2 protein-coding genes are annotated in these 3,000 nt (G+C 21.3%); both read left to right on the top strand.

Translation table 11 applies throughout. The annotated features are described in order from the left end of the window. Positions 1-1,351: BspA family leucine-rich repeat surface protein (locus tag R4K56_RS14585; protein ID WP_335786932.1), on the top strand; the 1,351-nt coding region annotated here is incomplete at its 5' end. Positions 1,352-1,466: 115 nt separating this feature from the next. Beyond that, positions 1,467-2,693 carry an ImmA/IrrE family metallo-endopeptidase gene (locus R4K56_RS14580; RefSeq protein ID WP_335773195.1) on the top strand — a complete coding sequence of 409 codons (1,227 nt, stop codon included), beginning with the start codon at positions 1,467-1,469 and terminating at the stop codon, positions 2,691-2,693. Positions 2,694-3,000 lie beyond the last annotated feature (307 nt).

Raw genomic sequence — 3,000 nt, 5'->3', positions numbered from 1 at the left:
TTTAGAAAATACTGAATATATGTTTAGAAACTGTACTAATTTTAATCAGAGTGTAAATCATTTTAATATGTCAAAAGTGAAAAATGCAATTTATATGTTTGAGGGATGTAAGGAATTTAATCAGCCTTTAGATAAGTGGGATACTTCAAATGCAGTAAATATGCGTGGTATGTTTTTTAATGCTAGGAATTTTAATCAGGATATTGGAAACTGGAATGTTTTTAGTGCAATTAGTATGTCGTATATGTTTAGCGGTGCTGAAAGTTTTAATCATTCTATAGAAAATTGGATTATTAATGAGGCTTGTTTTATTGATGATATTTTTTCTGGTGCTTCTTCTTTTAAGAATGTTAAGTCTATATTAAATATTTATTTTTTATCTAAAGGAAATAATAGAAAAAAACTTTTAGCTATGCTTGAAAACTGTGATATAAAAGAAGTTTATAAAGAAGTTTTGAAATATAATAAACTTAAAGATTTCATTAAAAAACTTGAGAATACTTATTATGATGAATTAAAAGAACTAATTGAAAATAAAGAGAGTATTATATCAGAGTATAAAAAAGCTAAAAAAATAGAATTAAAGAATAGTGAAAAATATAAGCCTAAAAACAAAATAGAATTATTAAAACTAATAAAAGAAAAAGTAAAATATGATAAAATAGATACTAGTTTGATAACTGATATGTCTGGTTTATTTCAAAATTCAAAAGTTAAAAAATTTGACGGCATTGAAACTTGGGATACTTCAAATGTAGAAGATATGCATAATATGTTTAAAGGAGCTGTATATTTTAATCATAATATAGAAAATTGGAATGTATCTAAAGTAGAAGATATGGCTTATATGTTTGAAGGCTGTACTAGATTTAATCAGCCTCTTAATAATTGGAATGTTTCTAATGTGAAGTATATGAATTTTATGTTTTCACATTGTATTATTTTTAATAATGATTTAAGTAATTGGAATGTTAGTAATGTAGAAATTATGAGCTTTATGTTTGAAAGTGCATATTCTTTTAATCAGGATATTTCTAAATGGAATATAAGCAAATTAAAATATGCAGATGCTATGTTTAGGTATGCAAAAAGTTTTAATCAGCCTTTAAATGATTGGAATATGAGTAATGCTGAATCTATAACCTCAATGTTTCAATGGGCTTCAAATTTCAATCAGCCTTTAGACAAATGGAATATGTCTAATATTAAATATATATCATTTTTATTTGATAACTGTATTAATTTCAATCAGGATTTGGAATCTTGGAATTTAGGAGAAAATGTTAATATGAAATATGCTTTTTCAAATTCACCTATAGAAAAGAATCTTCCTTCTTGGTATAAAAGTTAAAAGTTATTTATAGTGGATTGTAATATAGTTTATAAGTTGTATAATTAAAAAATTGTAATATATAATTATTGAATATTAATATATTGATTTATTATTTTAGGGATATTCATATTTTATGGAAAATACAACAGAAAAAGGTGATAAATTTGAAAAAAAAGTATATGAACTATTGAAAAAGTATATAAACGATGATAAGTATTATATTAATCCTAAAAAGAGTATAGTTATACATAAATATGTATGTAAAAAAGAAGATAATAATTACAGAGATATAAATTTTGATATTGTTATAAAAGTATATAACACTGAGGAAGAAAAAATACGTGCTGAAAAAGGTGAAAATGTAAAACATTATTTAATGATTGCTGTGGAATGTAAATCTCATAATAGAAAATTATCAGTGCAAAATATAGAATATTTTCATACTCAAATAGAAAATTCAAGAGCAAAAAGTGGAATAATAATATCAGAAAGTGATTTTACAGAAGATGCAATTTCAATAGCCAAAAAATTAAAAATTGATTTGATAGTTATTAATAATCAAAATGACATAATTCTTAAAAGAAATGAAGATAACTATATATATTATAGTATCTTTGAAATATTATTTAAATTTGGTATTTTAGATAGAAACATACAATATTTTTCAAAAATAAAAATACCATTTATATCAGAAAAAGAAATAATTAATATAATAACTAAAAAATTTGATTATTTTAGTATTTATAAAAATGATAGATTGGATACAGATAAAGTTATATATTTTTTTAGTAATAAGTATAATATAACTTTTGAATTTAATATAAATTTGGGAGATACAATATTAGGATTAATATCATTTAAAAAAAATACAATATTTATATCAAATCGCTTAAAGTATGATAGTCCAAGATGGAGATTTACTTTAGCACATGAAATAGGTCATCTTATTTTACATAAACAATATTTAGAAAAATATATGGATATATTTGAAGATAATATTACAGATGTTTTTTCAGAAAATGAAATTATACCAAAAAATCTCAATAGAAGAATGGAAATGCAAGCTAATATTTTTGCCTCTAATTTTTTAGTAAATAATATATTTATGGAGATTCATTGGTATTATTTTAGAAAGAAATATTGTATAACTAAAAATTTTTTATTTTATGATGATCAACATATTAATAAAAATATGGCAATAATGTTTATAGAATATGTTAAATATATATTTGGAATTTCTGAGGAGTTTGCTACTATTAAATTAGTTGATTTAGGTATATTAAAAATAGATAAATATATTTCTAAGAATACATTTAGTATCAATGAAGTTTTAGTAGAATTATTTAATAGGATATTATAACACTTTAATTTTATTCATATTAAATAAAACTCAACTGCAATAATAATATTTTTATATAATTTAACACACATAAATTTATAAATAAAAATATTTCATAGTAATTTTTTATTTGCACTTTTTGGTTCTTTTTGCGGCGGGAAAAAGAACAACAAAAAATAAATAAAATATAGAATAATAAAAAATAATAAGGAACATAATAATGAAATACAAACCTCAAACAATAGAAGAATTACATAAATTAGTTCAAGATGAAAATATATATTTGGGTGATATTGATACAAGTTTAATCACTGATATGAGCGGACTA

The organism is Brachyspira pulli, assembly GCF_036997785.1.
In the GTDB taxonomy this organism is placed as follows: Bacteria; Spirochaetota; Brachyspiria; order Brachyspirales; family Brachyspiraceae; genus Brachyspira; species Brachyspira pulli.
This window is presented reverse-complemented; position numbering and strand designations above follow the sequence as displayed.

Coding starts and splice junctions, on each gene's coding strand:
- R4K56_RS14580 (WP_335773195.1), top strand. CDS start 1,467: ATGGAAAATACAACAGAAAAAGGTGATAAATTTGAAAAAAAAGTATAT.